A 25,217-nucleotide genomic window follows, 5' to 3' on the forward strand; every position below is an offset into this window, starting at 1 on the left:
CCTTACCTCCGTGATCGTCGTCCAGCCGCCCACCGTCCCGGGCGTGGCGGAACGGGATTCGAGTCGACGGTCGTCGCGACGACGCGCGGTCATGTTCTTCCTGGTCGTGAGCGGCATCCTCGTCGGACTCGTCCTCGCGAGTCTCGCCGTGGGATCTCGCGCCCTCAGCCCCCTCGATGTCGTGTCGGCCCTCTTCTCGGATCGACAGGATGCCGCCGGCGTCATCGTCCATCAGCTCCGCCTACCGCGCACCCTCACCGCGATCTTCGCAGGCGCATGCCTCGGCGTGGCCGGCGTACTGATGCGGGCGGCGACCCGGAACCCGCTCGCCGACCCGGGCCTGCTCGGGGTGAACGCGGGCGCCGCCCTCGGCGTCGTCGTCGCCATCGGGTTCTCCGGGGTCGCGACGGCGAGCGGATACGTCTGGTTCGCCTTCGCGGGCGCGGCGGGGGCGTCGCTGCTGGTGCACACCGCCGTCCGCGGCGAGCGGCGCGACGACACCATCGGTCTCGTCCTGGCCGGGGTGGCGCTCAGCGCGTGTCTCGGCGCCGTCGTCCGTATCATCACGCTGGCCGATGACGACACCTTCGAATCGTTCCGCTTCTGGGCGGTCGGTTCGTTCGAGCGCCGCGACCCGGACGTCGCGCTCCAGCTCCTGCCCTTTGCCATCGTGGGCCTCCTGCTCGCCGTCGTCGTGTCGCGGAGCCTCGATCAGCTGCAGCTCGGCGCCGACCTGGCGCGGGCGCTCGGGGTCTCTCCCCCGCTGGTCATGATCGGCTCTGGCGTCGCCATCACCCTGCTCTGCGCCGCCGCGACCTCGGCTGCGGGGCCCCTGGCCTTCATCGGTCTGCTCGTGGCTCATGCCGTTCGCGGCACGGTGGGCGGGTCCGTCCGGACGTCGCTCCCCCTGGCCGCCGTGACCGGGGCAGCGCTGACGCTCGCGAGCGACGTCGTCGGTCGTGTCATCGCCCCTCCCGGTGAGGTGGAGGCGGGGATCGTCGCCGCTTTTCTCGGGGCCCCGCTGCTGCTGTGGCTCATCCTCCGAAAGAAGCGGATGCCGTGAGCACGGCAACCCTCCTCCGCACTCCTGCGCGATCGCGACGGCGCCGCCGATACGCCCTCGTCCTGATCGGCACGCTCGTCGTCGCGGCGATCGCCGCGGTGGTCGGGCTCACGACGGGTTCCTTCCCGGCGTCCCTCGGGCAGGTGGCATCCGCGCTGACCGGAGAAGGCGACGGCCGGACGACCGTCGTGGTCGTGGGCCTGCGCGTCCCGCGCGTTCTGGCTGCTCTGGCCATCGGCGCCGCCCTCGGCGTGGCCGGGGCCGTGTTCCAGACGCTCGCCCGCAACCCGCTCGCGAGCCCCGACATCGTCGGATTCAGCGCCGGGTCGGCCACCGGCGCCCTCGTCGGACTTACTCTTCTCGCGCCGGCCGCCTCTCCCGCCGCCGGGGCATGGATCGGCGGTCTGCTGACCGTCGTGATCGTCATGGCCATCGCCCGCAGCGTGGGCGTCTCGCGAGAGCGGACGATCCTCGCCGGAATCGCGCTCTCGACCCTGCTGTCGGCGGTCAACGATTACCTCTTGACCCGGGCCCCACTCGAGATCGCCCGCAACGCGACGCAGTGGCTTCACGGGAGCCTGGCGGCGACATCTCTCGACGATGTGGCGCTGCTGCTCGCGTCGATCGGCATTCTGTCACTCGTGTTGATCGTCGTATACCGCGACTTCCGCGCTCTCGAGCTCGGCGACGACACCGCTGTCGCCCTCGGGGTGCGCACCGGGCGAGTACGCCTCGTGCTGATCGTCGTCGCCGCGCTTCTCACCGGGACCGCGACCGCGGTCGCCGGTCCCATCGGTTTCATCGCCCTCGCCGCACCGCAACTCGCCCGACGCACCATGGGCACCAGCGGGATCCCCCTGGTCGGCTCCGCGGTCACGGGCGCCGCCGTGCTCCTCGTCGCCGACGTCATCGCCCAGCGCGCCCTGGCACCGTTGCAGATTCCGGTCGGCCTGCTCACCGCCGTCGTCGGGGGCGCCTACCTGTTCTGGATCGTGTCCCGGCGACGCCGGTGAGCACGAGCGCCCCCGCGAGGCCGGTAGGCTGGACGGCGAGGGCCTCTAGCTCAGTCGGTAGAGCATCGGACTTTTAATCCGCGGGTCGTGGGTTCGAGCCCCACGGGGCCCACCAGTCAGACACTGGGATCGCGCGATTCCGCCGGGAAGCCGATATCGGAAATCCCGGCGAGAACCCGTCCTCGCCCTCTCACGGAAGGTCCGGAATCAGGACGCGCTCAGCCCCTTGAGTGTCATGAGCCGCTCGCCTAGCTGCGATCGAAGCGTCTTCCTAGCAGCGGAGCCGAGGCCGTAAGACAGGTATCGGATCGATCGAAGGTCAAACGGAATGTCGTCGGCCTTCTGCGTGAGCAGGATGGTGCGTCGCGGAAGCGCGTGTGCCAGACCGGTCTCGTAGAACACGTTCGGGTTTTGGCCGGTAAGGTCTGCGACAACTACCCGAGCACGCCAAAGCAACGAGAGCACATCGCCCATGACGTGGTCATGTTCCCAGATGTTGTCCACTCGGGCGCACTCCATCCCCGCGTCCTGAACAGCATGCTCAACCGTCTCGTAAACGACGTCGAAGCTCGGGGCGAAGGGCATCATGACCGCCACGAGTCTTGGGTCGAGCGGTGTATCAACGGGGAATTGCACGGCGGCAGATGAACTGTAGGTCCGGGCAGCATTGGAAGCTCTCGTCGCATTCTCGAACAGCACCTCGAACAAGTCCGCTTGTTTCACCGCCCAGTGCGTTCGTTTGAGTTCCCATCCATCCGGATCGATGTTCAACCGGTCAGCGAGGGCGCGGATCGTCTCTGTCGGAATGGGGTCGAACTTCGGACTGGCTTCGAAAATGAATCGATGCGTTCGTCCTGTCGCGCGTATTGATGTGACCCGCCCGATCGTCGCAACCTGGTCGTGCCGATCATCTCCAATTTCGGGCATCGACAGCGCTGGCAGGCGTTCGATTCGAGACTCGTAGTCATCTCCGAGATCACCGCGAACGCGATCGTCCGTGTACTCAAATAGGCGCCCCGCAGGTACCACATTCGCGTCGAGTCCGATCAGAAGGTTGAACATACCAGCCGTTCTCCAAACCGCTATAGCTGCATCTGAGCCTAACGGGACCTCAGCCGGTGCCCTCGGCGCCACTTGTGAGCAACTGTTGGATGACTGCTCGCTTGCCGCCCGACGAGTCCCGGCAGCACTGATGCGGTCGATGGCGTGTTGCTAGCCCCGAAACGTGGACACCATGAGAAAAACACCGCGGGAACCGGTAGGGGATGGAGTCGGGCGTGAGCGATGCAGAGTTCGATCAGCGACTGGAACGCGTCCGGAAGGCAGCAGATGTGATCGGCAGCCTTCCCACCAAAACTCTCCAGGCGGACGCCTTTCATTACCTGATTGGGCAACCGGTCAGCCACCGCACTCGCGTCGAGCCGGAACCGCGCGCGCAGTCACAATCGGCCCCGAGCGATGATGCTGCGGCGCAGACCGCAGATCCCCCGGCGGCCCCTGCAAACGGCAAGAAGTCGACGCCCCGCAAACCCAAGGCTCCCGGGGTGAATCCTGACAAGGCACTGGAATTGTCACCCCAGGGGAAGCAATCGTTCGCCGACTTCGTCGCCGAGAAGAAGCCCTCTACTCACATCGAGAAGTACACCGTGTGTGTTTACTGGATGCTCGTGATCGCCGAGAACACAAAGGCGACTATCGCCCAGATCGTTACGTGTTACCACGCAGAAAAGTGGACTCTCCCCACTGACGTCAAGAACACCGCTTCCCAGGCCGGGAAGAAGGAACTTGACAACTCAGGCGGTTTGGAAGACATCAAGCTATCGAATCTCGGGCGCAACCTGGTGCTCGGGCTGCCGAAGGCAGAGGCGAAGAAGTAGCGCGTGTTGCTAGTCGAGTTCCTATCTACATCCGGCGCCAAGACCTGGCGCGAACGTGCCCTCGTAGTTCTGTACTGGCATGCTCACTTCAAAGATGAACGAGCGTTATCCAGCGCCCAGATCAAGGCTTCGATGCAAGCGGCACGCGTGCCCAAAGCTAGACAAGCGAACGTCGCCGACGTCATGAACAAGGCTGGCGCACTGGTCGATGCCGCCGCCCTCGGCCCGAGCGGGGAACGTCTTTGGGCTCTCACCCCGACCGGCCAAACTGCGGTCAGAGCGATGGCGGGTCTTCCAGAAACTCAACCCGAAATCGAACACGGCGTCGAGGAACTCCGAAAAGTGGCTCTGGCGGTCACCGACCCCGATGTGAGGGCTTACGTCGAGGAGGCGATCCTGTGCCTGAGCGTGAATGCCCTCAGAGCCGCCATTGTGTTCATCTGGGTCGGAGCGGTGAGAGTATTGCAAGAACGCGTGTGGCTGCACGGGGCGAGCATCGTGGAGAGAGCCGCTCAGAAGTACTACCAAAAGGTAAAGATCGCGAAGTTCGATGACCTGGCAACAGTCAAGGAGACGACTCTGCTCGATATCGCGAGAGACCTGGGTGAGCTAGATAAGGCGCAGTGGACGATTCTCGGCCAGTGCCTCCACACGCGTAACCAATGCGGACACCCGAATAAATACAATCCCGGAGCCGCAAAAGCAAAGTCTCATATTGAGGACATCGTCGGGATTCTGTTCTAGATCTCAGCAGCAGAGCTCTCGGCTGACAGTCTTAATTCGCCACTCTCCTTTCGTCGCCGCGTGTAGCCAGCGAAAATGGCCGCGGAGACTCTCGGTGGCTGCTCACCCCTCCTCAACGACCACTGCACTACTGGAACCCCTCTATCCGCCGCCGAAGCAGACTCAGCTTCCGGTCGCCGAAGGGAAGGATTTCCGCGAATCCCTCACGGACGGGATTCGCCATGAGAATCGAACCGTCGCGGAACGTGACCTTCAGCTGCGGTTCGAACAGGTGACGGCTCCATCCGACGGTCTCCGAGACGTTCGCGACGTCGCCGGGATGAACTTCGCCGATCACACGGTCACCGGAGAACACCGTGAGTGATTCCGCCGTCATCCAGAGCCATCCGCATTCCGCCTCGCGCACCATCCGGGCCGTCCGGTTCTCGACTCCTCCCCGACCGGATATGGCCACCGCGGAAAGAAGGACCGCGAGGCCACCCGCGCTGCGCACCCGCGATCGGGCGGCTGTCCGAACCGTCTGCATGCGAGCGGTTCGGATGAAGCACACGAATGTGATCAGCCCGACGCCACCCAGAAGCCACAACCACTGCGGACCAGACGAGTCGTCAGGGGCGAACGGCCGGAACGTCATCAAAAGCGCAAGCACACCGGCGACCGCGAGGATCCCGACGTCAGAAATCCACCGGTAGCGGAACTCGGGGACCAACCCGACGAACCGCGCCTCCGTCACGTCCCCCACGTCGAGTCTCCGCTCACTTCTGTGCGCCCCCAGCGACACCGTAGACCGCACCGACCTCCGACCGAGGTGGACGGCTACTGCGCTCGATCTCATCCTCAGTCTCGCTCCTCGCGTCAACGTCATCGGGCCAAGCCGGCGCACAATCTCGGCACGTCGACCCGTCGTAAGGGAGGAGCGTGGTCACGGCAGTCCGCACCGGCGGCAGCGACAGAGGTGCGTTCATCCCCCCGCCCTGCGCCCACGACGCACCCGCTCGATGGTCTCGGCGGCGGCGACACCGGAGAGAAGGATCGCGACCGCGATCGACAATCCGAGCGCGTTGAGGACAGGGAGGAAAAGGGCCATCCCCGCGAGCGCGGCCAGACCGATGAGGCCGAGCAGCTGAGCTCGCGGCCACCGCCGTTCGAGGGTGCGCCGAAACATCGCCGTGCCGGCGAGGAACAGGAGGGGCCCGCCGACGATGACGATCGTCGCGGCGGCACTTCGCTGACCGGGTTGCGACAGCATCTCCTTATCGCCCACGCTCATCAACACGATCCCGCCGATGATCGGAAGATGCACCCAGGTGTACGCCGTGCGCGCGAGTCTGCCTGGTTCGTTCGAAGCCTCGATCGCCTCCGCGCCGACGCGCTCGCCGTGATCGAAGTAGATCCACCACGCCGCCGCGGCAGCGACGAACGCCGTCACCAGCGATGCCACCGATGACGCGGACGACTCTTTCTCGACGAAAGCGAGGCCGGTGACGAGCAGTCCCTCGCCGACGGCGATGAGAACGAAGAGCGCGGTCCGCTCCGCGATGTGGGGACCGGACAGGTCCCACGACTGCAGCAGCACCCTTCCTCGACCCGGTACCGGGTACCCGAGAATCATGCCGAGCAGTTCGAGCGCGAGAGCCGCGGTCCACAACGGCAACTGCCCGGCGGGCGGCAACACGGCACCGACGATCCAGAGGGCGCCGCCGACGGCAGTCCATCCGAGGATCAGAGCGAAATCGTGCGCCACCCGCCGGTCGTGGCGAACGGTCGCCCACACGATGAATCCCGTGCGCCCGATCTGCAGGACGACGTACGCCACCGCGAACGCCCACGCTCGATCACCGAAGGCCTCCGCGATCGAGATGCTCATCACGAGCGCGATGAAACCCAGAGCGACGACCGCTCCGCGCACGGGGAGCTTCACGGGGTCGAGCCAGTTGGTGACCCATGTGGTCGACACCCACGCCCACCACAGAGCGCACACCATGATGACGCCCTCGAAAGCTCCGAGCGGCGTCTGGTTCTCGTGGAGGTAGGCGGACAACTGCGTCAGCGCGAGCACGAACATCAGATCGAAGAACAGCTCGACGTACGTCACCCGATCCGCGCGCGAGGAGTCCGTGGGGCGCAACACGTCGCGGGTCATCCCGAATGCCATGCCCCATCCTGGCATTGACGCGTTGGACGCCGGCGAAGCCCTCACAGTTGCGCCGGCGCGCTCGCAGGCCCCCGCGGCACGACGCCAGATTCTTCAATACAGCGAATCATGTACTATCGCGAGCATGTCGATCGCCGCTCCACTCGCCACCGCGACGCACACCGCAGCATTGGCACGGCTCGGACACGCGCTGTCAGACCGCACCCGTGCCGGCATCCTGCTCGCCCTTCGGGAAGCCCCCGCCTTCCCCTCGGATCTGGCCGAGGCGCTCGACGTTTCGCGGCAGGTCATGTCGAACCAACTCGCCTGTCTCCGCGGCTGCGGCCTGGTCGAGTCGGTGCCGGATGGACGACGCACCTGGTACCGGCTGGCTGACTCGCACCTCGCTCCCGCTCTCGACGAGCTGTTGCGAGTCGTGCTCTACGTCGAGCCCGGATGCTGCGCCGGCGAGACGTGCACGTGCGCATGAGCACCGCCGAGACACGCCTCACCGCCGATCGCCGATCGGTCCTGCAGCGCCGGATCCGCTGGATCGTCGCGATTACGATCGCCTACAACCTGGTCGAAGCCGTCATCGCGATCGCGGCGGGATCGGCGGCGTCGTCGGCCGCGCTCATCGGCTTCGGACTCGACTCCACCATCGAGGTGCTCTCGGCCGCAGCGGTCGCCTGGCAATTCACGCGAAGCGATCCGGAACGCTGGGAGAAGGGCACGCTGCGCGTCATCGCCGTGGCCTTCTTCGCCCTCGCGGCATATGTCGCGGCGACCTCGGTCATGGCCGCGATCGGTCGCAGTGCTGTGGAGCACTCCACGCTCGGCATCGTCATCACCGCGCTGAGCGTCGTCATCATGCCGTTCCTCTCGCTCGCCGAACGTCGCGCCGGTCGCGAACTCGGCTCGGCGACGGCCGTGGCCGACTCGAAGCAGACGCTCATCTGCACCTACCTCTCCGCGGCGGTTCTGGTGGGACTGGTCGCCAACAGCATCTTCGGGTGGTGGTGGGCGGATGCCGCCGCCGGACTGGTCATCGCGGCCTTCGCGGTGCGCGAGGGGATCGAGGCCTGGCGCGGCGACGCCTGCGCCACCTCGGTGGGCATGCTCCTCGATGACGACGAGCATGATTCCGATCACGACCACGACGGAAAGCACCACTGACCCATGCGCCCCCTCGCGAAGGCCCTCATCGCCTCCGGCGCCATCCTCGTCGCGCTCACGCTCGCGGCCGCCGTCTTCGTCGTCGTCGATCGATCCGATGACCCCGATCCGAGATCGCTGCAGGTCGAGCGGGCCGATTCCCACGTGCTCGACCCGGGCGACTCCAACGCCGTGAGCATCGTCGAGTTTCTCGACTTCGAGTGCGAGGCGTGCGCCGCGTATCACCCCGTCGTCGAGGACGTCCGCGAGAAGTACAGGGGCGAGATCCGGTTCGTGGTGCGCTACTTCCCTCTGCCGGGTCACGCCAACTCGGGCACCGCCGCCGTCGCCGCCGAAGCCGCCGCGCAACAGGGGCGCTTCGAAGACATGTATCGCGTGCTCTTCGAGCGTCAGTCGCAGTGGAGCCACACGACCGAGTCCCGTGCACCCGTGTTCCGCGACTACGCGGTCGAGCTGGGTCTCGACATGGAGACGTACGACGCCGCGGTCGCCGACCCGGCGACCGAAGCCCGGGTCCGCGCCGACTTCGACGAAGGTCGGGCGCTCGGTGTCGGCAGCACTCCCACGTTCTTCGTCGACGGCGAACCGCTCACCATCGAGAGGTGGGGGGATCTCGAGTCGGCGATTCTCGACGCCCGGCGTGCCTGAGCGATCAATAGACCCACTGCGCCCGTCAGCCGATCACCTCCACCCCGAACCCCGCCACCACGTCGCGCACTTCGCCGAGGTAGCGCTGCGCCTGCTCGGTGAGGGGGATGGCGGTGCGGCCGATCCAGCCGATCTCGATCCGCTCGTCGACGTCGAGGGGGACGGCGACGATCTCGGGGTCGAGGTCGTCGCTGATGATGCCCGTCGAGATCGTGTACCCGTCGAGACCGATCATGAGGTTGAAGATCGTCGCGCGGTCGGAGACCCGGATCTCCTGCTTGCTCGAGAGGGTCGAGAGGATCTCTTCGGCGAAGTAGAACGAGTTGTTCGCGCCCTGATCGAAGGTGAGACGCGGGAGGTCCGCCAGGTCGTCGAGGGTCGCGCGCTCGCGCGTGGCGAGCGGATTGCGTCGCGAGACGAAGATGTGCGGCTCGGCACGGAAGAGCGGGTGGAAGGCGAGGCCCGAGTCCCGCAGCAGCTTGTCGAGGACGTTCCGATTGAAGTCGTTGCGGAACAGGATGCCGAGCTCGCTGCGCAACGTCCGGACGTCTTCGATGATGTCGAAGGTGCGGGTCTCGCGCAGAGAGAACTCGTACTCAGCGGCATCCGTCGCCTTCACCATCCGCACGAACGCGTCGACGACGAACGAGTAGTGCTGAGCGGAGACGCCGAGGAGGCGCCTCGAGGGCGGACGCCCCAGGTAATGCTGCTCGAGTAACTCCGCCTGCTCGACCACCTGGCGGGCGTAGCCGAGGAACTCCACTCCATCGACGGTGAGGGTCACCCCGCGCGCCGAACGGGTGAGCAGGTCGCGACCGACGCGCGTCTCGAGATCGCGCATCGCGGCCGACATGGTGGGCTGCGCGACGTAGAGCAGGTCGGCCGCAGCGCTGATGGACCCCTCGGCGGCCACCTCGATGAAGTACTGCATCTGCTGCAGCGTGATGCCGCTCGCCCGCTTCGCCATAGGTCGAGGCTATACCTCGGCATAGCGGGACGGAATTACCCGATGACCCGCCCGAAGGCGCACGATGAGGACACGATCACCGCACGGCCCACCCCGGCCCTACCCGATTGGCTCGACATGGCGAACGACATCACGTTCCGCATCTCCACCACGCGCTTCGACGAGGACTACGCGCCCTCGGCCAGCTCGCGGATCACCACGAACTTCGCCAACCTCGCCCGGGGCGAGCACCGCCAGCAGAACCTGCGGAACGCCCTCGCGATGATCGATCGCCGTATGAACGAGCTCGTCGGCGACGACGCGGACCGCTACCGCGTCGAGCTGGACATCGTCTCGGCCGAGCTCCGTTTCGACGACGACGCCGGCGACGACCGCGAGTTCCCCCTGCTCGAGGTGCTCGACATCCACGTCGTCGACACGGTCACCGGCGAGCGCCACCAGGGCATCGTCGGCAACAACTTCTCGTCCTACCTGCGCGACTACGACTTCAGCGTGCTGCTGCCGGCGGCCAACGGCGAGGGCAAGCCCTTCACGCTGCCCGAGGATTTCGGCATTCTGCACGGCAAGCTCTTCCAGCACTTCCTCGATTCCGAGGCGTACCGCGAGCGCTATACGCAGTCCCCGGTTGTGTGCATCAGCGTGTCGACGAGCCGCGAGTACCACCGCACCGGTGTCGAGCACCCCGTACTCGGCTTCGAGTACGAGCAGGACAGCTTCAGCCTCACCGACGAGTACTTCGGCAAGATGGGCCTGCAGGTGCGGTACTTCATGCCGCAGGGCAGCGTCGCACCGCTGGCGTTCTACTTCCGCGGCGATCTTCTGGCCGACTACACCGATCTCCAGCTGGCCGGCACGGTGGCCACGATGGAGACCTTCCAGAAGATCTACCGTCCCGAGATCTACAACGCCCACGAGCCGGCGGGCGAGGTCTACCGTCCCACCCTCGCGCACGACAACTTCACCCGCACGAACATCGCGTACGACCGCGAAGAGCGCAGCCGCCTCGGCATCACCCAGGGTCGCTACACCGAGGAGCACTTCGTGAAGCCCCACCGCGCCGTGCTCGACGCGTGGCTCGTCGCCGACGCCCTCCCGACCCGATGACCTCCCCGGAGACCCGCCCCGTGAACACCCTCCTCCCCACCTCGATCGTCGGAAGCCTTCCCAAGCCCGCGTGGCTCGCCAAGCCCGAGGTGCTCTGGTCGCCCTGGGAGCTCGAGGGCGACACACTCGTCGAAGGCAAGCACGACGCCCTGCGCAGCGCCGCCACGGAGCAGGAACGCCGTGGCCTCGACATCGTCAGCGACGGCGAGCAGACCCGCCAGCACTTCGTGACGACTTTCATCGAGCACCTCGAGGGTGTCGACTTCGAGAATCGCGAGACCGTCCGCATCCGCGACCGCTACGACGCGAGCGTTCCGACCGTGGTGGGTGCGGTGAGCCGTCGCCAGCCGGTTTTCGTCCAGGATGCCGCGTTCTTGCGTCAGCAGACGGATCGCCCGATCAAGTGGGCCCTGCCCGGGCCGATGACGATGATCGATACGCTCGCCGATCACCACTACCGCAGCCGCGAGAAGCTCGCGTGGGAGTTCGCGACCATCCTCAACCAGGAGGCCCGCGAGCTCGAAGCGGCAGGGGTCGACATCATCCAGTTCGACGAGCCCGCGTTCAACGTCTTCTTCGACGAGATGAAGGACTGGGGAGTCGCGACCCTCGAGCGCGCCGCCGAGGGGCTGCGCGCCGAGACCGTCGTCCACATCTGTTACGGCTACGGCATCAAGGCGAACACCGATTGGAAGGCCACCCTGGGCGCCGAGTGGCGTCAGTACGAGGAGTCGTTCCCCCTGCTGCAGCGCTCGAGCATCGACACCGTGTCGCTCGAGAGCCACAATTCGCACGTGCCCATCGACCTCATCGAGCTCATCCGCGGCAAGAACGTCATGCTCGGCGCGATCGACGTCGCCAGTCACGAGGTGGAGACTCCCGAAGAGGTGGCCGACACTCTGCGGCGGGCTCTGCAGTTCGTGGATGCCGACAAGCTCATCGCCAGCTCGAACTGCGGAATGGCCCCTCTGCCGCGCCAGGTGGCGTTCGAGAAGCTGAGCGCGCTGTCGGCGGGTGCCGGCATCCTGCGCGAAGAGCTCTCGCGCGTTCTCGCCTGAGCTCCGCTGCGATCCGTGGCAGAGTCGACGGTGTCCCCCTTCACCGCCGAGGAGAACCATGCCCATCGCCGCCGATGACCCCCGCCTGACGTCCGCGTTCACGCCGTCCTCCACCCGCTACGATGACGTGCCGTTCCTGCGCGCCGGGGCGAGCGGCATCCCTCTCCCCCGCATCTCACTCGGGCTGTGGCAGAACTTCGGCAGCGGCCGCACCCTCGACTCGCAGCGCGAGATCCTGCGTCACGCCGTCGACCGGGGCGTGGTGCACATCGACCTGGCCAACAACTACGGCCCGCCCTACGGTGCCGCCGAGACAACGTTCGGCACAGTCCTCGACAGCGATCTGCGCGCGTACCGCGACGAGTTGTTCCTCTCGACCAAGGCCGGCTACGACATGTGGCCGGGCCCCTACGGCGACGGCGGGTCGCGCAAGTACCTCGTTCGTTCTCTCGAGCAGAGCCTCACCCGCATGCGCACCGACTACGTCGACGTGTTCTATTCGCACCGGGTCGACCCCGAGACGCCGATCGAAGAGACGGTCACCGCGCTCGCCGACATCGTGCGCAGCGGCAAGGCGCTGTACGTGGGCATCTCGAACTACCCGGCCGAGCTCACCCGCCGCGCGCACGAGCTGCTCGCCGCCGAGGGCATCCGCCTGTTCATCCACCAGCCGCGCTATTCGCTGTTCGACCGCACGCCCGAGTCGGAGCTGTTCCCGACGCTGCGCGAGCTCTCGGTCGGAAGCGCGGTCTTCTCGCCGCTCTCGCAGGGGCTGCTGACCGCCAAGTACCTCGACGGCACGGTGCCCGCCGACTCGCGCGCGGCCGACAGCCGCTTCCTCGACGAATCGGCGCTCACCGACGACTACCTCGAGCGCATCCGCTGTATCGACGGGGTCGCTCGCGAAGCCGGACTCTCGATCCCGCAGCTGGCCGTGGCCTGGGTGCTGCGCGACCCTGTCGTCACGACCGCGATCATCGGTGCCTCGCGCCCGAGCCAGATCGACGACGCGGTCGAGGCGAGCAAGGCCACGCTGAGCGACGACGTGATCGCCGCCCTCGAGCCGTTCGCCGCCCCCTCGGGCGGGTCGCTGCGCTGACCGACGCACACCGCGGGCGTCGGCGCAAGCGGCGCGGCATCCGCCCTCCGATCGTGTGAGGTGAGATTCCACACGGGAATCGAGGAGGCGCTATGGGTGTCGCACGTTGGATCGGAACCGGAGCGGTCGCACTCGCGGGAGCGGTGCTCGCCCGGACGGCGATCGGCCGCGCGGCCGCCGCCGGAACGGTCGCCTACCGGGTCTGGAAGGACCCGAAGGTGCAGAAGATCCGCCGCAAGGTGCAGGCGAAAGTCCTCAAACAGCGCTCGCCGCGCTGAGGGATCCCGGGCCCGGGTCGCGATCGTCGACCCGGGTCTCACGTGGGCCCCGGCACCGCTCCCAGGGGCAGGGGCGAGACGGGCTTGGTAACCCCGAACGCGAAGGTCGTGTCGATCGACGACAGCGAGGGGATCGCTCGCAGGTGCTCGCGCAGGAGCCGTTCGTACTCCTCGAAGCTCGGCGTGACGATCCGCACGAGGTAGTCCCAGTCGCCGGCGAGCAGGTGCGCCTCGACGATGTGCGGAATGGCGCGCAACCGCTCTTCGACGGCGTCCACGGTGCTTCCCTCGTGCGAGGCCAGCCGCAATCGCACGAAAGCCGTGATGGTGAGGTCCACGGCTTTCGCCGAGACGACGGCACGGTAGCCCTCGATGACCCCGGCCTGCTCGAGGTGGCGCACACGCCGCAGACACGGCGATGGAGAGAGGCCGACGCGATCGGCGAGTTCCTGGTTCGAGAGGCGTCCGTCCTGCTGCAACTCGCGCAGGATGAGACGGTCGATGCGGTCGAGGTCCACCATGTAGCAGATTCTGCCAAAAATTAGACCAATCGAGCAATCATCGCAATCGCCTGCGGCGCCGTCCTTTCTACGCTCGCAGGGTGACGACGTTCGCTCTCTCCCTGCCTCGCGCCGTTCCACGCCGCACCCTGGTCGGCGTCGCCGCCCTGACCGCCGTCGTCATGCTGTGGTCGTCGTTCGCCCTCTCCACGCGCGCCCTCGAGGGGGCCGGACTCACCATGGCGGATGCCGCGATCGTGCGCTTCGCCGTGCCCGCGGTGGTCCTGAGCCCGTGGATCCCCCGCACGCTGCGCACCCTCCGTACCGAGCGCCCGACGGTTCTGGCTCTCGTACTGCTGGCGGGGCTGCCGCACTTCCTGTTGTTCGCCTGGGGCGCGCACCTCACCTCCGCGGCTCTCACCGGGTTGCTCGTGCCGGGAACCGTCCCCCTGTTCGTCACCCTCCTGCTGTTCCTGTGCGTCCGCCGGACGGTGTCGCGGCGGCGCGTGCTCGCCCTCGCCGCGATCGTGGCGGGAGTGGCGGCCAGCGCCCTGTTCACCGGCGGACCGACCGGACCCGGCGGCATCGCCGTCCTGCTGGCGGCAGGCCTCGTCTGGGCCGCGTACACCCTCGGCGTCGCCCGCACGCGCCTCGATCCCGTCGGCGTGATCGTGATCGTCTCGATCACGTCCGTGGCATCCGCTCTTCTGCTCGCGGTCACGGGGGTGCTCCCGTCCGCATTGCTCGCCGGCACCGCCGATCTGGCGACGGTGGGAAGCTATGCCCTCGTGCAGGGGGTCGGGACGGGCCTGCTCTCGACCGCGTGCTACGTCGTCGCGGTCAAGAACCTCGGCAGCAGCCTGCCCGCCGCAGCCGGGGCCCTGAGCCCGGTCCTCACCGCCGTCGTCGCCGTCCCCCTCCTGGGAGAGTCGCTCGGCCTCGGCCTCGGGGTCGCACTGGCCCTCATCGTCACCGGGGTCGCCGTCTTCGCCCTGTCACCCGCGACGCCGAGCGGGCAGAGCACTCCGCGCTGACGGCATCCGTTCCGTCCTCCGCTCCGAAGAGAGGGGGAGGCTCGTCGCGCACGCGCGAGGAGCGGAGATGAGGGATGCCATGACGACCGACACCGCGGCCCGTACCGACGAGGCCACCACGGTCCGCCGACCGCACGCCTGGATCTGGGCAGCCCTAGCCGGCATCGTCTCGGCCGCCGCCCTGCTGGCTGTCGCGGAGGCGCTCGCGGCGCTCGTCGCTCGATCGGCGAGCCCCATCCTCGCCGTCGGCTCCTTCATCGTCGACATCGTCCCGCGCCCCCTGAAAGAGCTCGCGATCACGCTGTTCGGCGAGAGCGACAAGATCGCCCTGCTCGCGGGTGTGGGTCTCGGCGCTGCCGTCGCCGCCGCCGTCGCGGGCGTACTCGAGTACCGCTTCCGCTTCGTCGGCGTCGTCCTCCTCGGAATCGGCGGCATCCTCGCCACGGCGGCGATCATCACGCGCGCCGGGGCCGGCGCTCTCGCGTGGCTGCCCCCCGTCGTCGGCACGGTCGCGGGCATCCTCGTGTTGCTGCTGGCGATCGTGCGTCTGCGACGCTGGGTCTCGGCCGCCGTTGCGCAGAACGCCCAGGCCTCCGGCACCGATCGACGCCACTTCCTGCTGTTCACCGGCCTCACCGCGGTCGGCGCGGTCGTCGTGGGTGTCGGTGCTCGCGTCCTGAACGCCGCGACCTCGTCTGTCGCCGCCGCACGCGACGCGCTGCGGATCCCGGCCGCCCGCTCCACCGTGACCGTTCCCGAGGGCGCGAACTGGGAGATCGACGGGCTCACCCCGATCGTCACCCCCAACGGCGACTTCTACCGCGTCGACACCGCACTGACCGTCCCCAACGTCGACCCCACCACCTGGCGCCTCTCCATCGAGGGCATGGTCGACAACCCCGTGGAGCTGAGCTTCGACGACCTCGTCAACATGGGCCTCGACGAGTACGGCGTGACCCTCACCTGCGTCTCCAACGAGGTCGGCGGCGGCCTGGTCGGCAACGCCATCTGGACCGGCGTCCCCATCCGCGACGTGCTGCGCATGGCCGGCGTGCAGGGAGACGCCGACATGGTGCTCTCGGAGAGCGTCGACGGGTACACGGCATCCACTCCCCTCTCGTCGCTCACCGACGACAACCTCGACGCGATCTTCGCGGTCAAGATGAACGGCGAACCGTTGCCCTTCGAGCACGGGTTCCCCGTGCGCATGGTCGTCCCCGGTCTCTACGGCTACGTCTCGGCCACGAAGTGGGTCACCAAGCTGACCGTCACGCGGTTCGACAAGGACGAGGCGTACTGGACCCCGCGCGGGTACTCGGCCGAAGCGCCGATCAAGATGTCGTCGCGCGTGGACACGCCCAAGATCGGCTCGCCCGTCGCCGCGGGCGCCGTGGTGGTCGCCGGCATGGCGTGGGCCCAGCCCGTCGGCGTGCAGAAGGTCGAAGTCAGCATCGACAACGGCGAATGGCAGGAGACGCAGCTCTCCACCCCTATCAACGACCAGTCGTGGGTGCAGTGGAAGCTCGACTGGACCGCCGAGGCCGGGACGCACTACATCGCGGTCCGCGCGACCGACAAGCAGGGCAACCTGCAGATCCAGGATGCGGCTCCGATCGCCCCGAACGGCTCGAGCGGGTGGCAGCGGACGCTGGTCACCGTCTCGTCGTAAGCCCGGCAGGGCAATGTCAATCGCTGTTCCCGGGCGCGTCGCGAGGGGCATGATCGCACTATGCCTTCAGCAAGCATTGCGACCCGAGCCGGTGCTTCCGCATGACCACGGTCCCCAATGAGCCCCCCATGTCCCCCGCCCCTCCCGGCGTCGACCCCGACCATCCGTTGACGAGCATCCGACGCTCCATTCCGCGCGACTGGGACGAGCAGGTCGACCTCTTCGCGATCGTCAAGCTCGACAGCGGCGGGTTCGTCCGCGGGTGGAACCTCGGAGCGGAACGCATCAAGGGGTACAGCGAGGACGAGATCCTCGGCTCGCACTTCTCGCGCTTCTACCGCGAAGAGGACCGGCGGCGCGGCAAGCCCGACCAACTACTGGCGGCCGCCCAACGCGACGGCCACGTCGAAGACACGGGCTGGCGCGTGCGCAGCGACGGCTCGGAGTTCTGGGCGCGGGTGACGATCTCGGCCATCCGCACCGACCAGGGTCAGGTCCTCGGTTTCGTCAAGATCGTGCGCGATCTGACGACCGAGAAGCAGGAAGCGGATGAGCGCCAGTCCCTGCAGCGCACCTTCGCGCACGACCTTCTCTCGCCGGTCACGGCTCTCCGTGGCTACCTCGACCTGATCGGCGAGGAGCTGCCCCCTGACCACCGCCTCCTGCGCCTCGCCGGCGAGGCGAGCGACCACATCGTCGCCATGGCCCAGGCCCTCATGGCCGACGTCAACACCGCCGCCGAGCGGGGACGGCGGCGCGCGAGCCTCGACCTCATCGCCCGCGGAGCCGTCTCACTCGTCCTGCCGGGCGATGCGCCCGGCCGTGTCGTGTTCGGTCAGATGGATGCCGTTCCCATCTGGGGCGATGTGCTCGGACTCCGACGCGCGATCGCCAACGTGCTCGAGAACGCCGCGAAGTACTCCGACGACCTCATCGAGGTCGACGTCTTCGAAACCGACGAGGGGGCCGTGGTGCGCGTGCGCGATCGAGGTCGTGGCATCCATCCCGACGATCTCGCCTCGATCACGCAGGAAGGCAACCGAGGTCGGCTCGCGGATGCCGGCGACGGGGGACGTGGGATCGGGCTCGCGAGCGTGCAGCGCATCGTGGGTGCACACGGCGGAACGGTACGCATCAGGAGCGCACCGGGTGAGGGGACGAGCGTCTCCCTCACGATCCCCCGCGCCGACGACGAGGTTGATCCGGTTCGGATCGACTGAACCCGGTCTCGCCTCAGGAGCCCGAGGTCGAGAGCTCCGCGCCCGCAGCCTCGATCTCGGCCAGGGCCGCCGCGCTGGAGTCGGGATGCACACCCGCGACCAGGTCGGTGAGAACGCGCACGCGGCGTCCCGCGCCGATCGCATCGAGGGCGGACGCGCGCACGCAGTAGTCGGTCGCGATGCCCACCACGTCGATGTCCCGGATGCCGTGGACCTCGAGCAGCTGCGCCGCGGTCTCGCCCGCATCGGTGACGCCCTCGAACAGCGAGTAGGCGGGCTTGCCCTGCCCCTTCTTGAGGTGGTGCGTCACCCGCGAGGTGTCGAAGACCTTGTCGTACTCGGCGCCGAAGGTGCCGCCCACGCAGTGCACCGGCCACGTATCGACGAAGTCGGGGCTGTCCGAGAAGTGGCCGCCGTTGTCGTCGTCGCCGTGATGCCAGTCCCGCGACGCGACGATGAGCGCGTACTCATCGTCGTGCACGGCGAGGTACCGCGAGATGCGTTCGGCGACCGCGTCACCGCCCTCGACGCCCAAGGCGCCGTGCTCGGTGAAGTCGTTCTGGACATCGACGATGAACAGGGCGCGCGTCATGCGTCGAGCCTACGCTCCGCGGCATCCGTCCGCCCGAGCTTCGAGGGCCACCAGATGCGCCGGCCGAGGTCGTACGCCAGAGCGGGCACCAGCAACGAGCGCACCACGAAGGTGTCGAGCAGCACACCGAAGGCCACGATGAAGGCGATCTGCGCGAGGAAGAGGATCGGGATGACCCCGAGAGCCGCGAACGTCGCCGCCAGCACGAGCCCCGCCGAGGTGATCACTCCGCCCGTGGCGACGAGGCCACGCAAAATCCCGGCACGCGTACCGTGCGCGAGGGACTCCTCCCGCACCCTCGACATCAGGAAGATGTTGTAATCCACACCCAGCGCGACGAGGAAGACGAAGCCGTACAACGGCACCGCCGGATCCGCGCCCGGGAAGCCCAGGATGCCGTCGAACACCAGGGCACTGACGCCCAGCGCCGCCCCGAACGACACGATGACGGTCCCGATGAGGATGAGGGGGGCCACGATCGAGCGCAGCAGAGCCATGAGGATCAGCAGGATGACGGCGAGAACGATCGGGATGATGAGCGTCCGATCACGGATCGAGGTGTCGATCGAGTCGATGTCGGTGGCGGTGACACCGCCCACCAGGGCGGTGCTCTCGCCGAGCTCGGTGGTGAGATCGGCGCGGAGCTGACGGACGGTCTCGTCCGCCGCCGGTGAATCGGCCGTATCCGCCAGGGTCGCGGCCAGCAGGACGTCGCCGTCCGCGACGGTCGGGGCGGGCGCGGGCGTCCCGGGCGCACCGAACGCCGTCGTCTGGAGAGCGCCGTCGGATACGCTCACCGGCGACTGCCCACCGGGGGCGTCGGCGCTGAGCACCGCGACCGCGTCGACTCCCGACGCGCTCTGAAGCACGGTCGCCGCCCGAGCGGCGTCCTGTTCGGGGACGAGAACGTACGCCGGGCTACCCGAGCCGCCCGGGAAGTGCTCGGCGAGGGCGGCTTGACCGTCGCGCGCCTCGGACGCCCCCAGAACGAGGTCGCTCGCGGGCACGCCGTCGGCGCGCAGCTGGGTGACACCGACGCACGCGGCGAGGAGGACGAGCGTGCACACGATCCACACCGGCCGGGCCCGGCGGGCGACGAAGCGCGCCTGGCGCGACCAGAACCCCTTCGCTGGCTGCGTGAGGTCGGCCGGCAGGGCCGACTGACCGGGCTTCGGCAGGAACGGCCAGAACGCCGCCCGGCCGACCAACGCCAGGAGAGCGGGAAGGAAGGTCAGCGCCGACAGAACGGCGAAGGCGATCCCGATGGACGCGATGGGCCCGAGGGCACGGTTGGTCGCCAGATCGGACAGCAACAGGCAGAGGAGCCCGGCGATCACGGTGCCACCCGAAGCCAGGATGGGCTCGAACGCTCCCTTCCACGCCCGGACCGTGGCATCCCACCGCGGACGACCCTCGCCGATGGCCTCGCGGAAGCGTGCGACGTACAGGAGGGCGTAGTCGGTGGCCGCGCCGATGACGAGGATGAACAGGATCCCCTGGACCTGACCGTTGAGGACCACGATGCCGGCGAAAGCGAGCCACCACACGGTCAGCAGGGCCACGCAGAGGGCGAAGACCGAGGTCAGCAGCACCAGGATCGGCAGCAGCGGTGAGCGGTACACGATGACGAGGATGACGAAGACGGCCACCAGCGCGACGATCAGCAGAAGGCCGTCGATGCCGAGGAAGCCCTTCACGAGATCGGCGGTGAACCCGGCCGGGCCCGTGACCCACGCCTCGACGCCCGCCGGGACCTCGGCGGACACCTTCTCGCGCACCTGCTCGACGACGTCGCGCACTTCACCGGAGCTGTCGATGGGTACGAAGATCTGCGCGGCCTGACCGTCCTCCGAGACCACGGGAGGCGACGCGTCACCCGAGACGCCGTCGACGGCGGCGAGGTCCGTCGCGAGGGTCTGCAGTGCGGTCACTTGTGCATCGCTGAGCGCGGAGCCGTCAGCGGTCGAGGCGACGACGATCGCGGGGATCGTGTCACTCCCGGTGAAGTCGGTCAGGCGCTCACTCACTCGCGTCGCGTCGGCCGACTGCGGCAGGAAAGAGGACTGATCGTTCGTCGCGACCTGGTCGACCTTGCCGAAGAAGGGACCGCCGATCGAGCCGCCCACCACCCAGAGCAGAACGAGCAGGCTGGGGATGCCGACCCTCAGCCACCGCGAGACGCGCGGGGCGTTCGTCGATCGGCGGGTGCGTCCGCGGGAGGAGCGGCGAGTGGAAGCAGGCGAAGCGGACATATAGCTAGCTTATCTAGCAATACGTGCGTCGCGCCAGTCCGTCACCCGCGCGCGAAGAGCACCACGATCGACACGACGAACGCCACCGCACCCAGAGTCAGCACCCCGGCCGCCAGCAGGGAGACGAAGCGCACCAGCGGAGAAGAGCGCGTCAGCCGCATGCGATCGACGCGGCCCCGGCGGTAGAAGATGTCGGCCATGTCGGCCGCCCCGATCTTCGCGTCGTCGTGGGCCGAGAGCGGAGCCTCATTCACTCCCCCGTCGGCGTCGAACCACCGCACGACGCGGCCCCCGTCGACATGCTCGACCACGGCGCGAGTCGGCAACCACGTGCCATCGGCCAGAAGCAGGAAGACCGCGACGAAGGCGAGCAGAAGACCGCCACCCAGACCCACCCACGTGAAGATCTCGATGACGGCATCGAGGGCGTTCGACACGGGGGCTCCAGCAGGGTTCGACGGGCGGAGGACAGCCGTCACGCGGACGCGGAACAAGGCGGGTTCAGCCTATCGGGCGAGGTCGGGCCGAACCTCTCGAGCCACCGTCCCGAGGGCCTCGAGCCGTCGGGTCGCGCGCAACGCGATGACCAACGGCACCGCCGCCACGACACCGAACGAGATGTCGATGAGCTGCCAGCCGAGCGGGAGACCGCGGATCGCCCCCGCGATGAACGCCAGCGGAATGATCCCCGCGCACGCGACGAGCCCCCACTGGAGGACGAACACGTTGCGAACCGGATCGCGCCACGGGCCGATGAAGGCGACGGCGATCAGCAGATGGGCGAACGCCAACCAGTCGGTGCCGTAGGCGATGAACGGGAACGCCGCGGCCGTGGCATCCAGTCCCTCCCCCACCCGATCCACCCAGCCGACCGCCTCCGGAGCGAAGGCCGCGACCCCGAGCCCGCGCAGGATCTGGCGACCGAGGGCGAGCTCTTCGCGCAGCGGGAAGGCGGTCAGGCCGCTGACGGCGAGTCCCGCGATGACGATCGCGAGGCAGACCCGGATGCGACGGATGAGAGCGGTTCGTTCGTTCATGGCCCCCCGTTCGATGCCGGCCCCTGGGGCGAGCGTACGACCGAGCGCGTGCGCGACGCGGCGAAATGCTCCACCGACGAAGAAAGGCCCCCACCCGGTGGAAGCGGGTGAGGGCCTTCGGAGCCGCCTAAGGGAATCGAACCCTTGACCTATTCATTACGAGTGAATCGCTCTGCCGTCTGAGCTAAGGCGGCATGTGCGCGCTGGAGCGTGCACGATCATCGATCTTACATGCTCTAGCGCGTGCTCAGGTACGCGCTCAGTAGTCGCCGGCGGCGGTGCGGTCCGCGAGGATGTCACGACTCGACGACAACCCCAGACGCGTGGCGCCCGCGGCGATCATCTCTTCGGCGGCCGCGCGCGTGCGCACTCCCCCGGATGCCTTGACCTCGGCGCGGTCGCCGACCGTGCGCTTCATCAGCTCGACCGCGTGGACGCTCGCGCCACCGGCGGGGTGGAAACCGGTCGACGTCTTGACGAAATCGGCGCCCGCGTTCACCGCCGCCTCACAGACGGCGACGATGGCCTTGTCGCTCAGCGCGGCGGATTCGATGATGACCTTGAGGACGGTCGGCGCGGGGGCCGCGGCCCGGACAGCGCGGATCTCGGACTCGACGATGTCGTAGCGACCCTCGATCGCGGCACCCACATCGATGACCATGTCGATCTCGTCGGCACCCTGCGCGACCGACAGAGCGGCCTCGGCGGCCTTGACCTCGGCGTGGTGCTTTCCGCTCGGGAAGCCGCACACCACGGCGAGCTTGAGCCCCTCCGGCAGCTGCACCGGCAGGAACGAGGGCGAGATGCACACGCTGTAGGTGCCGAGCTCGGCGCCTTCGGCGATGAGGCGCTCGACGTCGGCGCGGGTGGCCTCGGGCTTGAGTAGCGTGTGATCGATGTAGGTCGCCAGGTCGGCGATGGGCGCGGTCATGGGGGTCTCCTCGGGGTATGACGTCTTCAGCCTAGGCGCGCGGGCGGCAGGGAGCGGGGCGCTACTCGCAGCGCAGCCCCTCGGCGGGCACGGTGCCGTCGACCAGGTAGTCGTCGACGGCCGAGTTCACGCAGTCGTTGCCCTTGTTGTAGGCGAGGTGCCCCTCGCCCACGTAGGTCACGAGCACACCCTGCGAGAGTTGACCGGCGAGAGCCTGCGCCTCGGTGTACGGGGTCGCCGGGTCTCCCGTCGTGCCGAGCACCACGATGGGCGGCGAGCCGGGGGCGGTGATCGCCTGGCGCGTGCCCGTCGGTGGGGCGGGCCACGCGGCGCACGCGTCGGGGCCCAGCCAGTAGGGGGCGACCACCGGGGCCTTCTGCTGCAGCTCTTTCTCGATCTGCGGGTTGTCCTCGTCACCCTCGTCGGGATAGTCGACGCAGTTGTACGCCCGCAACGCCTGCATCGTGTTGTCTTGGTACTGACCGCCGACACGACCGTTGTAGAAGTCCGCGAGTTGGAAGGCGACGGAGGCATCGCCGTCCTGCGCCCCGGTGAGAGCCATGCGCAGGTAGGGCCAGTTCTGGTCGCTGTACAGTGCCGCCACGATCGAGGTCACGAGGGTGTCCGCGCCGAGCCGCCTCCCGTCGGGGCCGGTCAGCGGGCGGGCGTCGACGCGTTCCAGCAGCGACGAGAGATCGTTCATCGCGTCGTCGACGGAACCGGTGAACGGACAGTCCGAGCTTTCGAGGCAGTCCGCCATGAAAGCGCGCAGGGCGTTCTCGAACCCGACCGCCTGGGCGATACCGCTCGCGCTGCTCGGCAGGCTGGGGTCGATTCCCCCGTCCAGGACCATTCGCCCGACACGATCGGGGAAGAGCCCCGCGTACGTCGTGCCGAGGAACGACCCGTACGAGAAGCCGAGGTAGTTCAGCTTCTTGTCCCCCAGGACGCCACGCAGCAGGTCCATGTCGCGCGCGGCGTTCTCGGTGGAGACGTAGGGAAGGATGCCGTCACTGTTGGCCTGACACGCCTGCGCGAAGTCGGCCTGGCGCTTCTCGAGCGCGGCGTTCCACTCGTCGCTGCCGCGCGTACCCGGGGGGATGTCGTAGAGGAACGAATCCATGCCCGCCGCGTCGTAGCAGGTGACCGGTGCCGACTGGCCCACCCCGCGAGGGTCGAAGCCGATGATGTCGTACGTCTTCGTCAGCGTCTCGTCGGCCACGAGCGACAGGGAGTCGCGCACGGTGGACACACCGCTCACACCGGGACCCCCGGGGTTAGTCAGCAGAGAGCCCAGCGGCTGGCCCGACGTCGCCCGATGCCGGATCGCCGACAGCGTGAGGTCGCCGGCCGACGGATCGGCGTAGTCGCGGGGCGCGGTGACCGTCGTGCAATCGAAACCGGCCGAGCCGCAGTCGGTCCAGGTGAGCGTCTGCCCGTAGTAGGGCAGGAGCGACGCGTCGATGCCCTCGGTCTGCGGTGCCAGTGACGGCCCGACCGCGGGAGCCAGGGGAGGGATCTGGGCGTACAGACAGCCCGACAGGGCGAGGGCGAGACCCACGACGCCCGCGATGACGGCGGCGAGACGACGGCGGACGCTCACGGAGCGGATCCGTTGGCGACGGTGATCATAAGACTCTCCAGGGCCAGCAGCGGGGCGGCGTTCTGCTCGAGGTTGCGGCGGGTGACCGAGATGCGGTCGAGGACTCCCAGCGTGCGCGTGGGAGACCACTCCCCGGCGAGGGCGCGGAGCGCGTCGAGGCGTTCGCTGTTGACCAGGTCGCCGTCGCGGCCGTACTGGATCATCACGACATCGCGGAAGAGCGACTGCAGGTCGGTGAGCACGCGGTCGATACCGTCGCGCAGGCTGCGGGTCGCCCGGCGCTTCTGGTCGTCTTCGAGGGCGTTCACCTGACCGCGGACCGACGGCGGCACCGCAGCCCCCTCGGCGACGCCGAGCATGCGCAGAAGCGATCGGCGCTCTTCTTCGTCGCGGGTGGCGGTGAGGGCCTTGGCGTCATCGGTGGCCAGCCGCACGATGCGTCCGGCCACATCGACGGCGTCGCCGATCCCGCGGACGGCGAGCACCGCCGCGAGGGTTTCGGCGCGGCGGCCGCGAGCGTCGTCGTCGGTCGCGAGGCGCTGCGCCATGCCGATGTGGCGCTGCGCGTGGCGTGCGGACTCCTCCGCGATGTCGGGGCTCACTCCCGTGCGTTCCACGATCAAGGCGGCGACGTCGGCGACCGACGGCTCGCGCAGACGCAGGACGCGCACGCGCGAGCGGATGGTCGGCAGCAGGTCGGCGTCGCTGGGTGCGCACAGCACCCAGACGGTCTTCTCGGGCGGCTCCTCGAGGGCCTTGAGCAGCACGTTCGAGGTGCGCTCGGCCATCCGGTCGGCGTCTTCGACGACGATCACGCGGTGACGACCGAGCGAGGGGGCGAAAGAGGCGCGCTCGACGAGTCGACGCGCCTCGTCGATGCGGATCACGACCTGCTCGGTGCGCAGGGCGGTGAGATCGGGGTGAGTCCGGGCGAGCACCTGACGTTGCGCGTTCTCGTCACCCGGATCGGCGATGAGAGCGGCGGCGAACGCGTAGGCCAGGGTGGACCGCCCCGAACCGGGAGGTCCGGTGATGAGCCACGCGTGCGCGAGCGCCGAGGGGTCGGATGCCGCGGCCTGCAGCGTCTGCACGGCCCCGTCTTGCCCCCACACGGCGTCCCAGGGGAACGACGCCGTACCGGCGGCGGACGCGGACGGATCGAGGGCGACGGACATGGGCTCCAGCCTAATCGGGGGGTCGGACACGGCCGCTGGCGGT

General features: G+C 68.3%; 26 protein-coding genes and 2 tRNA genes. 15 read left to right on the plus strand and 13 right to left on the minus strand.

The annotated features are described in order from the left end of the window. Positions 1 to 10 precede the first annotated feature (10 nt). From OVA26_RS13580 to OVA26_RS13590, 3 genes are all read left to right on the plus strand, one after another. A complete protein-coding gene (locus OVA26_RS13580) occupies positions 11 to 1,063 on the plus strand; it encodes a FecCD family ABC transporter permease (protein ID WP_268104420.1) in 1,053 nt (350 codons plus the stop codon). Then, complete coding sequence (locus tag OVA26_RS13585; protein WP_268104421.1) at positions 1,060 to 2,076, plus strand: FecCD family ABC transporter permease; 1,017 nt, start codon at positions 1,060 to 1,062, stop codon at positions 2,074 to 2,076. The genes OVA26_RS13580 and OVA26_RS13585 overlap by 4 nt, the downstream gene beginning before the upstream one ends. A gap of 39 nt (positions 2,077 to 2,115) precedes the next feature. Continuing rightward, positions 2,116 to 2,191: transfer RNA gene (locus OVA26_RS13590), tRNA-Lys, on the plus strand. 92 nt (positions 2,192 to 2,283) lie between these two features. On the opposite strand, the gene OVA26_RS13595 is transcribed toward OVA26_RS13590, so the two are convergent. Continuing rightward, complete coding sequence (locus tag OVA26_RS13595; RefSeq protein ID WP_268104423.1) at positions 2,284 to 3,138, minus strand: hypothetical protein; 855 nt, start codon at positions 3,136 to 3,138, stop codon at positions 2,284 to 2,286. A gap of 215 nt (positions 3,139 to 3,353) precedes the next feature. Between OVA26_RS13595 and OVA26_RS13600 the strand changes: the two genes are divergently transcribed. Further along, entirely contained in the window at positions 3,354 to 3,953 is a 600-nt protein-coding gene (locus OVA26_RS13600) for a hypothetical protein (protein ID WP_268104424.1), read from the plus strand. A gap of 3 nt (positions 3,954 to 3,956) precedes the next feature. Further along, positions 3,957 to 4,697 carry a hypothetical protein gene (locus tag OVA26_RS13605; RefSeq protein ID WP_268104426.1) on the plus strand — a complete coding sequence of 247 codons (741 nt, stop codon included), beginning with the start codon at positions 3,957 to 3,959 and terminating at the stop codon, positions 4,695 to 4,697. A 127-nt stretch (positions 4,698 to 4,824) separates the two neighbouring features. Here the strand turns inward: OVA26_RS13605 and OVA26_RS13610 are convergent, their stop codons facing one another. Together OVA26_RS13610 and OVA26_RS13615 are read right to left on the minus strand one after the other, a co-directional pair. Continuing rightward, entirely contained in the window at positions 4,825 to 5,439 is a 615-nt protein-coding gene (locus OVA26_RS13610; protein WP_268104427.1) for a hypothetical protein, read from the minus strand. Positions 5,440 to 5,658: 219 nt separating this feature from the next. Continuing rightward, positions 5,659 to 6,852, minus strand: a complete 1,194-nt coding sequence (locus OVA26_RS13615; protein WP_268104428.1) for a low temperature requirement protein A — start codon at positions 6,850 to 6,852, stop codon at positions 5,659 to 5,661. A 124-nt stretch (positions 6,853 to 6,976) separates the two neighbouring features. Between OVA26_RS13615 and OVA26_RS13620 the strand changes: the two genes are divergently transcribed. Genes OVA26_RS13620 through OVA26_RS13630 form a run of 3 tightly spaced genes read left to right on the plus strand, consistent with a single transcriptional unit; the run spans position 6,977 to position 8,655 of the window. Continuing rightward, positions 6,977 to 7,321 carry an ArsR/SmtB family transcription factor gene (locus OVA26_RS13620; protein WP_074696600.1) on the plus strand — a complete coding sequence of 115 codons (345 nt, stop codon included), beginning with the start codon at positions 6,977 to 6,979 and terminating at the stop codon, positions 7,319 to 7,321. Then, positions 7,318 to 8,007, plus strand: coding sequence for a cation transporter (locus OVA26_RS13625; protein ID WP_074696825.1), 690 nt, complete (start codon positions 7,318 to 7,320; stop codon positions 8,005 to 8,007). The genes OVA26_RS13620 and OVA26_RS13625 overlap by 4 nt, the downstream gene beginning before the upstream one ends. Positions 8,008 to 8,010: 3 nt before the next feature. Further along, positions 8,011 to 8,655, plus strand: a complete 645-nt coding sequence (locus OVA26_RS13630; RefSeq protein WP_268104430.1) for a DsbA family protein — start codon at positions 8,011 to 8,013, stop codon at positions 8,653 to 8,655. A gap of 25 nt (positions 8,656 to 8,680) precedes the next feature. On the opposite strand, the gene OVA26_RS13635 is transcribed toward OVA26_RS13630, so the two are convergent. Beyond that, complete coding sequence (locus OVA26_RS13635; RefSeq protein ID WP_268104432.1) at positions 8,681 to 9,622, minus strand: LysR family transcriptional regulator; 942 nt, start codon at positions 9,620 to 9,622, stop codon at positions 8,681 to 8,683. Positions 9,623 to 9,739: 117 nt separating this feature from the next. Here OVA26_RS13635 and OVA26_RS13640 point away from each other — a divergent pair, with 117 nt between their 5' ends. From OVA26_RS13640 to OVA26_RS13655, 4 genes are all read left to right on the plus strand, one after another. Continuing rightward, positions 9,740 to 10,726, plus strand: a complete 987-nt coding sequence (locus OVA26_RS13640; RefSeq protein ID WP_268104936.1) for a putative oxygenase MesX — start codon at positions 9,740 to 9,742, stop codon at positions 10,724 to 10,726. Positions 10,727 to 10,746: 20 nt separating this feature from the next. Further along, positions 10,747 to 11,784: a methionine synthase gene (locus OVA26_RS13645; protein WP_056229889.1), complete on the plus strand. Its 1,038-nt coding sequence runs from the start codon at positions 10,747 to 10,749 to the stop codon at positions 11,782 to 11,784. A 58-nt stretch (positions 11,785 to 11,842) separates the two neighbouring features. Next, on the plus strand, positions 11,843 to 12,883 hold the full coding sequence (locus tag OVA26_RS13650; protein ID WP_268104433.1) for an aldo/keto reductase: 1,041 nt from the start codon (positions 11,843 to 11,845) through the stop codon (positions 12,881 to 12,883). Positions 12,884 to 12,975: 92 nt separating this feature from the next. Beyond that, the gene (locus OVA26_RS13655) at positions 12,976 to 13,161 is read left to right on the plus strand and encodes a hypothetical protein (protein ID WP_056229409.1); all 186 of its coding nucleotides are present in this window, start codon (positions 12,976 to 12,978) and stop codon (positions 13,159 to 13,161) included. Between the two features lie 38 nt (positions 13,162 to 13,199). On the opposite strand, the gene OVA26_RS13660 is transcribed toward OVA26_RS13655, so the two are convergent. Continuing rightward, positions 13,200 to 13,682, minus strand: coding sequence for an Lrp/AsnC family transcriptional regulator (locus OVA26_RS13660; RefSeq protein ID WP_268104435.1), 483 nt, complete (start codon positions 13,680 to 13,682; stop codon positions 13,200 to 13,202). 80 nt (positions 13,683 to 13,762) lie between these two features. Between OVA26_RS13660 and OVA26_RS13665 the strand changes: the two genes are divergently transcribed. The 3 genes from OVA26_RS13665 to OVA26_RS13675 all read left to right on the plus strand — a co-directional run bounded on the left by OVA26_RS13665 (position 13,763) and on the right by OVA26_RS13675 (position 17,584). Further along, positions 13,763 to 14,695, plus strand: a complete 933-nt coding sequence (locus tag OVA26_RS13665) for a DMT family transporter (RefSeq protein WP_268104436.1) — start codon at positions 13,763 to 13,765, stop codon at positions 14,693 to 14,695. A 79-nt stretch (positions 14,696 to 14,774) separates the two neighbouring features. Next, the gene (locus OVA26_RS13670; RefSeq protein ID WP_268104437.1) at positions 14,775 to 16,364 is read left to right on the plus strand and encodes a molybdopterin-dependent oxidoreductase; all 1,590 of its coding nucleotides are present in this window, start codon (positions 14,775 to 14,777) and stop codon (positions 16,362 to 16,364) included. Positions 16,365 to 16,492: 128 nt separating this feature from the next. Further along, positions 16,493 to 17,584 (plus strand): PAS domain-containing sensor histidine kinase, encoded by a 1,092-nt coding sequence (locus OVA26_RS13675; RefSeq protein ID WP_268104438.1) that lies wholly within the window; start codon positions 16,493 to 16,495, stop codon positions 17,582 to 17,584. A 13-nt stretch (positions 17,585 to 17,597) separates the two neighbouring features. Here OVA26_RS13675 and OVA26_RS13680 read toward each other — a convergent pair whose 3' ends face one another. The 8 genes from OVA26_RS13680 to OVA26_RS13715 all read right to left on the minus strand — a co-directional run bounded on the left by OVA26_RS13680 (position 17,598) and on the right by OVA26_RS13715 (position 25,174). Next, positions 17,598 to 18,176 (minus strand): isochorismatase family protein, encoded by a 579-nt coding sequence (locus OVA26_RS13680; RefSeq protein WP_268104439.1) that lies wholly within the window; start codon positions 18,174 to 18,176, stop codon positions 17,598 to 17,600. Then, positions 18,173 to 20,428, minus strand: coding sequence for an MMPL family transporter (locus OVA26_RS13685; protein WP_268104440.1), 2,256 nt, complete (start codon positions 20,426 to 20,428; stop codon positions 18,173 to 18,175). The genes OVA26_RS13680 and OVA26_RS13685 overlap by 4 nt, the downstream gene beginning before the upstream one ends. Positions 20,429 to 20,469: 41 nt before the next feature. Next, positions 20,470 to 20,865 (minus strand): hypothetical protein, encoded by a 396-nt coding sequence (locus OVA26_RS13690; protein WP_056229424.1) that lies wholly within the window; start codon positions 20,863 to 20,865, stop codon positions 20,470 to 20,472. 69 nt (positions 20,866 to 20,934) lie between these two features. Then, positions 20,935 to 21,465, minus strand: coding sequence for a hypothetical protein (locus OVA26_RS13695; RefSeq protein ID WP_268104441.1), 531 nt, complete (start codon positions 21,463 to 21,465; stop codon positions 20,935 to 20,937). A gap of 121 nt (positions 21,466 to 21,586) precedes the next feature. Then, positions 21,587 to 21,659, minus strand: a tRNA-Thr gene (locus tag OVA26_RS13700). A gap of 65 nt (positions 21,660 to 21,724) precedes the next feature. Then, complete coding sequence (deoC, locus tag OVA26_RS13705; RefSeq protein ID WP_268104442.1) at positions 21,725 to 22,396, minus strand: deoxyribose-phosphate aldolase; 672 nt, start codon at positions 22,394 to 22,396, stop codon at positions 21,725 to 21,727. A 61-nt stretch (positions 22,397 to 22,457) separates the two neighbouring features. Continuing rightward, on the minus strand, positions 22,458 to 23,999 hold the full coding sequence (locus OVA26_RS13710) for an alpha/beta hydrolase (protein WP_268104443.1): 1,542 nt from the start codon (positions 23,997 to 23,999) through the stop codon (positions 22,458 to 22,460). After that, the gene (locus tag OVA26_RS13715) at positions 23,996 to 25,174 is read right to left on the minus strand and encodes a DNA polymerase III subunit delta' (protein ID WP_268104444.1); all 1,179 of its coding nucleotides are present in this window, start codon (positions 25,172 to 25,174) and stop codon (positions 23,996 to 23,998) included. Before OVA26_RS13715 ends, OVA26_RS13710 begins: the two co-directional genes overlap by 4 nt. Positions 25,175 to 25,217 lie beyond the last annotated feature (43 nt).

This window comes from Microbacterium sp. SL62, assembly GCF_026672635.1.
GTDB classification, from domain to species: domain Bacteria; phylum Actinomycetota; class Actinomycetes; order Actinomycetales; family Microbacteriaceae; genus Microbacterium; species Microbacterium testaceum_A.

Bases quoted from the DNA above. Each gene is read 5' to 3' on its own strand.
- OVA26_RS13595 (WP_268104423.1), bottom strand. From the start codon at position 3,138: ATGTTCAACCTTCTGATCGGACTCGACGCGAATGTGGTACCTGCGGGG.
- OVA26_RS13615 (WP_268104428.1), bottom strand. From the start codon at position 6,852: ATGGCATTCGGGATGACCCGCGACGTGTTGCGCCCCACGGACTCCTCG.
- OVA26_RS13620 (WP_074696600.1), top strand. From the start codon at position 6,977: ATGTCGATCGCCGCTCCACTCGCCACCGCGACGCACACCGCAGCATTG.
- OVA26_RS13625 (WP_074696825.1), top strand. From the start codon at position 7,318: ATGAGCACCGCCGAGACACGCCTCACCGCCGATCGCCGATCGGTCCTG.
- OVA26_RS13630 (WP_268104430.1), top strand. From the start codon at position 8,011: ATGCGCCCCCTCGCGAAGGCCCTCATCGCCTCCGGCGCCATCCTCGTC.
- OVA26_RS13635 (WP_268104432.1), bottom strand. From the start codon at position 9,622: ATGGCGAAGCGGGCGAGCGGCATCACGCTGCAGCAGATGCAGTACTTC.
- OVA26_RS13640 (WP_268104936.1), top strand. From the start codon at position 9,740: ATGGCGAACGACATCACGTTCCGCATCTCCACCACGCGCTTCGACGAG.
- OVA26_RS13650 (WP_268104433.1), top strand. From the start codon at position 11,843: ATGCCCATCGCCGCCGATGACCCCCGCCTGACGTCCGCGTTCACGCCG.
- OVA26_RS13655 (WP_056229409.1), top strand. From the start codon at position 12,976: ATGGGTGTCGCACGTTGGATCGGAACCGGAGCGGTCGCACTCGCGGGA.
- OVA26_RS13660 (WP_268104435.1), bottom strand. From the start codon at position 13,682: ATGGTGGACCTCGACCGCATCGACCGTCTCATCCTGCGCGAGTTGCAG.
- OVA26_RS13670 (WP_268104437.1), top strand. From the start codon at position 14,775: ATGACGACCGACACCGCGGCCCGTACCGACGAGGCCACCACGGTCCGC.
- OVA26_RS13675 (WP_268104438.1), top strand. From the start codon at position 16,493: ATGTCCCCCGCCCCTCCCGGCGTCGACCCCGACCATCCGTTGACGAGC.
- OVA26_RS13680 (WP_268104439.1), bottom strand. From the start codon at position 18,176: ATGACGCGCGCCCTGTTCATCGTCGATGTCCAGAACGACTTCACCGAG.
- OVA26_RS13685 (WP_268104440.1), bottom strand. From the start codon at position 20,428: ATGTCCGCTTCGCCTGCTTCCACTCGCCGCTCCTCCCGCGGACGCACC.
- OVA26_RS13695 (WP_268104441.1), bottom strand. From the start codon at position 21,465: ATGAACGAACGAACCGCTCTCATCCGTCGCATCCGGGTCTGCCTCGCG.
- deoC (WP_268104442.1), bottom strand. From the start codon at position 22,396: ATGACCGCGCCCATCGCCGACCTGGCGACCTACATCGATCACACGCTA.
- OVA26_RS13715 (WP_268104444.1), bottom strand. From the start codon at position 25,174: ATGTCCGTCGCCCTCGATCCGTCCGCGTCCGCCGCCGGTACGGCGTCG.